Source organism: Micromonospora sp. NPDC005197, assembly GCF_040608295.1.
GTDB lineage: Bacteria > Actinomycetota > Actinomycetes > Mycobacteriales > Micromonosporaceae > Micromonospora.
On the sequence record NZ_JBEXHY010000199.1, the window covers coordinates 1 to 6,914 of the forward strand.

Here is a 6,914-nt window from a genome sequence, read left to right on the forward strand (position 1 = left end):
TCACCCGCCGCCCGCCGGGGGCCCGCGCGCCCGGCGCCGCGGCCCCACCGCGGCCCGGGCGGGGGCGCCGGGGGGCGGCCGGCCGCCCGCCCCCACCGGCCGAACCGGACCCGGAAGGGAGGGTTGATGGAGTTCGACTTCGCCGATGAGCAGCCGAAGCTCCTCATGCTGATGTACGGGCTGGTCGCCTTCGTGGTGGTGGTGGGCGGTCTGCTCCTGCTGCTCGACGTCGTCCCGGCCTGGTTTGCCCGGCGACGGGAGGCGCAGCTCGTGGCCGCCTCGGTGAGTGGAGCTCCACTTCCCCGCCGCCCCCGGCAACGGGAGGGGATCTTCGCGCTCTTCTTCCTGCTGCCCACGCTGCTGCTCCTCACCATCGGCCTGGTCGTGCCGGCCATTCGCACCGTGCTGCTCTCCCTGATGGACGGGAGCAGCACCAACTGGGTGGGACTGCGCAACTACGGCTGGATGTTCTCCGACGACTCGATGCTCCGGGTCCTGATCAACACCCTGGTCTGGGTGGTTCTGGTCCCGCTGGTGGCGACCGCGTTCGGCCTGATCTACGCCGTCCTGGTGGACAAGGCCCGGTTCGAGGCCGTGGCCAAGTCGCTGATCTTCCTGCCGATGGCGATCTCCTTCGTCGGCGCCAGCATCATCTGGAAGTTCGTCTACGCCTACCGCGGCGAGGGCGACCAGATCGGTCTGCTCAACCAGATCGTCACCAGCCTCGGCGGCGAGCCCAAGCAGTGGCTGCTGGAATCACCCCTGAACACGCTGCTGCTGATCGTCATCATGGTCTGGATCCAGGCCGGCTTCGCCATGGTGGTGCTCTCCGCCGCGATCAAGGCGATCCCCGGCGACATCGTGGAGGCCGCCCGGCTCGACGGGGTCAGCCCCTGGCAGATGTTCTGGCAGATCACCATGCCGAGCATCCGGCCGGCCCTGATCGTGGTGGCGGTGACGCTCACGATCGCCACGCTCAAGGTCTTCGACATCGTCCGGACCTCGACCAACGGCAACTACGACACCAGCGTCATCGCCAGCGAGATGTACAACCAGGCGTTCCGGTACGGCCAGAACGGGCAGGGCTCCGCGCTCGCGGTCTTCCTCTTCATCCTGGTCATCCCGGTCGTGATCTACCAGATCCGCAACCTCCGTCAACAGCGGGAGGGCTGAGATGACGACCGCAACGCCCACCGTCGCCGCCGGCGTCCAGAAGACCGACGGCACCGCGTCCACCGCCGCCGGGCGGGTACGTCGGCGACTCAACAGCCGTACGGCCACGCTCGTCTCGATCGTCATCGCGGTGGTCTGGACCATCCCGACCTTCGGCCTGTTCGTCTCCTCCCTCCGTCCGGAGGACGAGATCAAGACCACCGGCTGGTGGACGGCCTTCACCAACCCGCAGTTCACCCTGGAGAACTACCAGCAGGTCCTCTTCGGGCGGTCGGCGTCGTCCGGGCAGCTCGCCAGCTACTTCATCAACTCGCTGGCGATCACCATCCCGTCGGTGCTCTTCCCGCTCGCCTTCGCGGCCCTGGCCGCGTACGCGCTGGCGTGGATCAACTTCCGCGGGCGGGACTGGCTCTACATAGCGATCTTCGCGTTGCAGATCGTCCCGCTGCAGATGGCCCTGGTGCCGCTGCTGAAGTTCTTCTCCACCGGCGTCACCCTCGGCGGCGTCACCCTGATGCCGGCATGGGACCTGGTCGACGAGCAGAAGTTCGCCCAGGTGTGGTTCGCACACACCTGTTTCGCGCTTCCGTTCGCGGTCTTCCTGCTGCACAACTTCATCTCGCAGCTCCCCGGCGACCTGATGGAGGCGGCCCGGGTCGACGGGGCCACCCACCCGAAGATCTTCCGCACCATCGTGCTGCCGCTGATCACCCCGGCGCTGGCCGCGTTCGGCATCTTCCAGTTCCTCTGGGTCTGGAACGACCTGCTGGTCGCGCTGATCTTCGCCGGCGGCGGCAACGAGACCGCCCCGCTCACGGTTCGGCTGGCCGAGATGGCCGGCACCCGGGGCAACGAGTGGCAGCGGCTGACCGCGGGCGCGTTCGTCTCGATCGTTGTACCGCTCGTCGTATTCCTGTCCCTGCAGCGCTTCTTCGTGCGAGGTCTGCTCGCCGGCAGCGTCAAGGGCTGACCCGCTTGCCCGCCGCCGCCTGGCCCCTGAGGGCGGCGGCGGGCGACGGGTACCGAGCGGGGGAAGCATGACGAAGATTGATGATGTCGCCCGGTTGGCCGGGGTCTCCACGGCAACCGTCTCGCGGGCCCTGCGCGGGCTGCCGACGGTCTCGGCCGCCACCCGACGCAGAGTCCTCGCGGCCGCCGAGCAGCTCGACTACGCGGTCTCGCCGAGCGCGTCCCGGCTCGCCGGTGGCCGCACCGGCACGGTGGCGGTGGTCGTACCCCGGATCACCCGCTGGTTCTTCAGCACGGTCGTCGAGGCGGTCGAGGAGTATCTGCACCACTCCGGCTACGACCTGCTGCTCTACAACCTGGGCGGTCGGGAGCAGATCCGCCAGCGGGTGCTGCGCACCGCCAACCTGCACAAGCGGGTCGACGCCATGATGCTGGTCGCCACGCCGCTGCGCCCGGCGGACCTGACCGCGCTGGCCGCCCTGGATCTGCCCGGCGTGACCATCAGCTCGGGGAGCAGGGTGCCCAACTGGCCGTGCGTACGGATCGACGACGTGGCCGCCGCGCGGATGGCCACCCGCCACCTGCTCGACCTCGGTCACCGGCGGATCGCGCACATCTCCGGAGACCCCGACGACGAGCTGGCCTTCACCACCCACCTCGACCGGCGCCGGGGCTACCAGGCGGAGCTGCGGGCCGCCGGCCTGCGACCCGATCCGAGCCTGGACGTCGAGTCGTCGTTCACCATCGACGGCGGCAACCGGGCCGCCGCAGAGCTGCTGGCCCGCGGTGTTCCGCCGACCGCTATCGTCGCCGCCTGCGACGAGATGGCGATGGGCGCGATGACCGCGCTGCGCGACGCCGGGCTGCGCGTACCGCAGGACGTCAGCGTGGTCGGCATCGACGACCACGACCTCGCCGGCGTGCTCGGGCTCAGCACCATCGCCCAGCCGGCCGCCGAACAGGGCCGGCTGGCCGCCCGGATGCTGCTCGACCCGCTCGGGGCCCGCAACCTGAGCCCGATCGTCGGTCAACGAACCGCCGGCGGCGACACATCGGTGATCCTGCCCACTCGGCTGGTGGTCCGAGAGTCCACCGCGCCGCCGCGGGCACACTGAACCCCAACCATCCGCCGCCGGCCGGCGGCTGGCGGCGACGCGGCCGGCAGCAGCACCGCCGGCAGTCCACCCACCGCGCGACACGGGAGACGACCCTGAACACCGATCCGACGCAGCAGACCTCCTCCGGTCACCCGATCACCGGCTGGTGGACCGAGGCCGCCATCTACCAGATCTACCCACGCTCGTTCGCCGACTCCGACGGTGACGGCATCGGGGACCTGCCGGGCATCACCGCCCGCCTCGACCACCTGGTCGAGCTGGGCGTGGACGCGGTGTGGCTCTCCCCGTTCTATCCGTCCCCGCAGGCCGACGCGGGCTACGACGTGGCCGACTACCGGGACGTCGACCCGCTGTTCGGCACCCTCGCCGACGCGGACAAGCTGATCGCCGAGGCCCGATCCCGCGGCCTGCGGGTGATCGTCGACCTGGTGCCGAACCACACCTCGTCGGCGCACCGCTGGTTCCAGGCCGCGCTGGCCGCCGCGCCGGGCAGCCCGGAGCGGTCCCGGTACATCTTCCGCGACGGCCTCGGCCCGGCCGGCGACCAGCCGCCGAACGACTGGCAGAGCGTCTTCGGCGGTCCGGCCTGGACCCGGACGGTCGACCCGGACGGCCGACCCGGCCAGTGGTACCTGCACCTGTTCGACACCGGCCAGCCCGACCTCAACTGGGACAACCCGGAGGTGCACGAGGAGTTCCTGGACGTGCTGCGGTTCTGGCTGGACCGCGGTGTGGACGGCTTCCGCGTCGACGTGGCGCACGGCCTCGTCAAGCAGGCCGACCTGGCCGACTGGCAGGAGCCCCAGGAGATCCTCTCCGGCAACGAGATCGACAAGCCGCGCCCGCCGATGTGGGACCAGGAGGGCGTGCACGAGATCTACCGGCAGTGGCGGCGGGTCCTGGACAGCTACCCCGGCGAGCGGGTACTGGTCGCGGAGGCGTGGGTGGAGCCGGCCGAGCGGCTGGCCCGCTACGTCCGCCCGGACGAGATGCACCAGGCGTTCAACTTCGAGTACCTGCTCGCCGCCTGGACCGCGCCGGCCCAGTACGCGGTGATCACCCGCTCCCTGGAGGCGACCGACTCGGTGGGCGCGCCGACGACCTGGGTGCTGTCCAACCACGACGTCGTACGCCACGCCTCCCGGCTCGGCCTGGCGATCGGCGGCGGCCGGCCCAACGGCATCGGCATCGGCGACCCGCAGCCGGACGCCGCGCTCGGCCTGCGCCGGGCCCGGGCGGCCACCCTGCTGATGCTCGCCCTGCCCGGCTCGGCGTACCTCTACCAGGGCGAGGAGCTGGGCCTGCCCGAGCACACCACGATGCCCGACGAGGCCCGGCAGGACCCGACCTGGGCGCGCAGCGGGCACACCCAGCGGGGCCGCGACGGCTGCCGGGTGCCGATCCCGTGGGAGGCCGACGCCCCGTCGTACGGCTTCGGGCCCACCGACGCCAGCTGGCTGCCGCAACCCCCGTCCTGGGCGGAGTACGCGCTGGACCGGCAGCGCGACGTGCCCGGCTCGACGTACGAGCTGTACCGCACGGCGCTGCGCCTGCGCCGCGCCCACGGCCTGGGCCGGGGCACGCTGGAGTGGCTGTCCTCCAACGACGAGGTGCTGGCCTTCCGCAACGGCGAGCTGACGGTGCTGACCAACTTCGGCGACACTCCGGTGCCGGTTCCGGCCGGCGCCGAGGTGCTGGCCGCCAGCGCACCGCTGGACGAGGGCGCGGTCCCGACCGACGTCACGGTCTGGCTCCGCGGCTGACCGGTCCGGTCCAGCCCTCTCCCGCCGCCGCGGCCTGCTCCGCTGCCGTTTGAATGGAGTCCGCCCCACCGCCCCACCGCTTTCCAGCGCCGGGCCGGTGGGGGGGTCGGGGACGGGGACCGCTGCGCATCACGTCCTTTGCTCTGCTTCAACCGAGGCGACAGTCGGTGCCCTTATGTGTTGCGTGGGTTGAAGCAGAGCAAAGGCGGCGCTGGCACTACGCGGACCTGGCGGCCGCCCGATGATCGGGTGATGAGAAGGAGGTCCAGGCCGCTCCGGAACAACCAGCCAACGAGCCGGCGCGGGTACGGGGCGAGGGCCTGTCAGAGGCGGTCGGCTCGGGTGTGCAGCAGGTCGTGCACGTTGTCGATGTCCGCCGGTGAGGTACGCGAGGCGAGCCAGTACATGATGCCGGTGGGAATGAAGAAGAGCTGGAACGCGGCCAGCCCGACGGCGAAGTTCAGTGGTGGCGGGAAGGCCGCGCGCAGACCCTGGAAGGCGACCCCGACCAGGCCGTTGCCGGCCGACCGGCCGACCCCGTTGACCAGGTTGCCGAGGCTGTAGACGGTCCCCCGGTGCTCCGGCGGGTTTACGTCGGCGATCAGCGCGAACCAGTTCGGCGAGTTGGCCGAGGTCAACGCGAGCGCCACCACGGCGGTGAGCAGACTGAGGCCGACCGACGGCTCGGTGACCACGCTGGACAGCACCGCGCCGACCACCGCGCCGGCGCTGCCGCCGTCGGGCACGTCGATGGTCACCGGCACGAAGAACAGCACCAGGTAGAACGGCAGCGCGGCGAGGATGCCGACCGCCGCGACCAGGGCCCGACCCCCCGGGGTACGCCGCTGCACCGCGTCGCCGACCAGCCCACCCACGATGGAGAGCACCCCACCGAGCTGGAACAGCGTGGCGAAGACGCTGCCCACCACCACCGCGGTCGACTCCGAGAAGCCCTGGGCCTCGGCCCGTTCGGCGAACAGCACCGGCAGCCAGACCAGCGAGCCGAACGCCGCCTGCGCGGTCAGGCCCTGCAGGATCAGCCACCGGTTGGTACGCCGGGCCAGGATCCTCGGCACGTCGGCCCGACTGATCCGGTAGTCGTAGTCCGCGCCGGCGTCCAATGCGTCGGCCAGCTCCGGTTCGCTCTGGCCGCGGCGGACGTCGTAGGTGAACAGGTACGCCAGGGTGGCGGCCAGGCCCACCCCGGTCAGCAGCAGGAACGGCCGCCGCCAGTCGGCCGCGCCGAGCAGCCCGCCGAACAGCGTGCCGGCGAGCGTGCCGACGCCCTGGGAGAGCCCCCAGAAGCTCATCACCAGCCCGCGCCGGGTCGGCGAGATCAGGTCGGTGACCACCGAGAAGCCCACCGAGCCGACCGCACCGAGACCGACCGCCGCGACGAGTTGGGCGGCCAGGAACGTGAGGTACCCGCCGGCGAGCGCGCTGCCGCCGGTGCCCGCCGCCCAGAGCAGTGTGCCCACCATGAGCAGCGGTTTGCGGTTGCTCCGGTCCCCGACGTACGCCCAGCCGACCGCGGCCACCGCGCTGACCAGAAAGCTGACGGCGGTGACCAGCCCGAGCAGCCGCCCCGACACGTCGAACGCGCCGGCGATCGGCTTGTAGAGCGGTGGGACGAGCCCGATCGCCACGTTGTCGAGCGAGGCGAGCAGCACGAACACCACGACGCTGTACAGCCGGTGCGCCCGGCCGCCGCCCCGGCCACTCCGGCGCTGGCCGGGCCCGCCACTGGTCACGCTCATGACGGGCAGCCAACCAGACTCCGGTACGCAAGTCGCGACGCGGGTGTCGATCTGCCGCAGGTGGTCGACGTGGTGGCGAACCCGCAGGGGCCCGAGTTCCTGGCCCGCGACGTGCGGGTGGTCAGCGCCTGGTT

Annotated in this window: 5 protein-coding genes; 4 read left to right on the forward strand and 1 reads right to left on the reverse strand. The window is 71.6% G+C overall.

The genetic code is table 11. The features are described from left to right. Nucleotides 1-126: 126 nt before the first annotated feature. The 4 genes from ABZU46_RS30355 to ABZU46_RS30370 all read left to right on the forward strand — a co-directional run bounded on the left by ABZU46_RS30355 (nucleotide 127) and on the right by ABZU46_RS30370 (nucleotide 5,023). Nucleotides 127-1,173 carry a sugar ABC transporter permease gene (locus ABZU46_RS30355; RefSeq protein WP_354863135.1) on the forward strand — a complete coding sequence of 349 codons (1,047 nt, stop codon included), beginning with the start codon at nucleotides 127-129 and terminating at the stop codon, nucleotides 1,171-1,173. Nucleotide 1,174: 1 nt separating this feature from the next. After that, entirely contained in the window at nucleotides 1,175-2,143 is a 969-nt protein-coding gene (locus ABZU46_RS30360; protein WP_354863136.1) for a carbohydrate ABC transporter permease, read from the forward strand. Nucleotides 2,144-2,210: 67 nt separating this feature from the next. After that, nucleotides 2,211-3,257 (forward strand): LacI family DNA-binding transcriptional regulator, encoded by a 1,047-nt coding sequence (locus ABZU46_RS30365; protein ID WP_354863137.1) that lies wholly within the window; start codon nucleotides 2,211-2,213, stop codon nucleotides 3,255-3,257. Nucleotides 3,258-3,352: 95 nt separating this feature from the next. Then, nucleotides 3,353-5,023 (forward strand): glycoside hydrolase family 13 protein, encoded by a 1,671-nt coding sequence (locus ABZU46_RS30370; RefSeq protein WP_354863139.1) that lies wholly within the window; start codon nucleotides 3,353-3,355, stop codon nucleotides 5,021-5,023. A gap of 323 nt (nucleotides 5,024-5,346) precedes the next feature. On the opposite strand, the gene ABZU46_RS30375 is transcribed toward ABZU46_RS30370, so the two are convergent. Further along, nucleotides 5,347-6,780 carry an MFS transporter gene (locus tag ABZU46_RS30375; RefSeq protein WP_354863138.1) on the reverse strand — a complete coding sequence of 478 codons (1,434 nt, stop codon included), beginning with the start codon at nucleotides 6,778-6,780 and terminating at the stop codon, nucleotides 5,347-5,349. Nucleotides 6,781-6,914 lie beyond the last annotated feature (134 nt).

Coding starts and splice junctions, on each gene's coding strand:
- ABZU46_RS30355 (WP_354863135.1), top strand. CDS start 127: ATGGAGTTCGACTTCGCCGATGAGCAGCCGAAGCTCCTCATGCTGATG.
- ABZU46_RS30360 (WP_354863136.1), top strand. CDS start 1,175: ATGACGACCGCAACGCCCACCGTCGCCGCCGGCGTCCAGAAGACCGAC.
- ABZU46_RS30365 (WP_354863137.1), top strand. CDS start 2,211: ATGACGAAGATTGATGATGTCGCCCGGTTGGCCGGGGTCTCCACGGCA.
- ABZU46_RS30375 (WP_354863138.1), bottom strand. CDS start 6,780: ATGAGCGTGACCAGTGGCGGGCCCGGCCAGCGCCGGAGTGGCCGGGGC.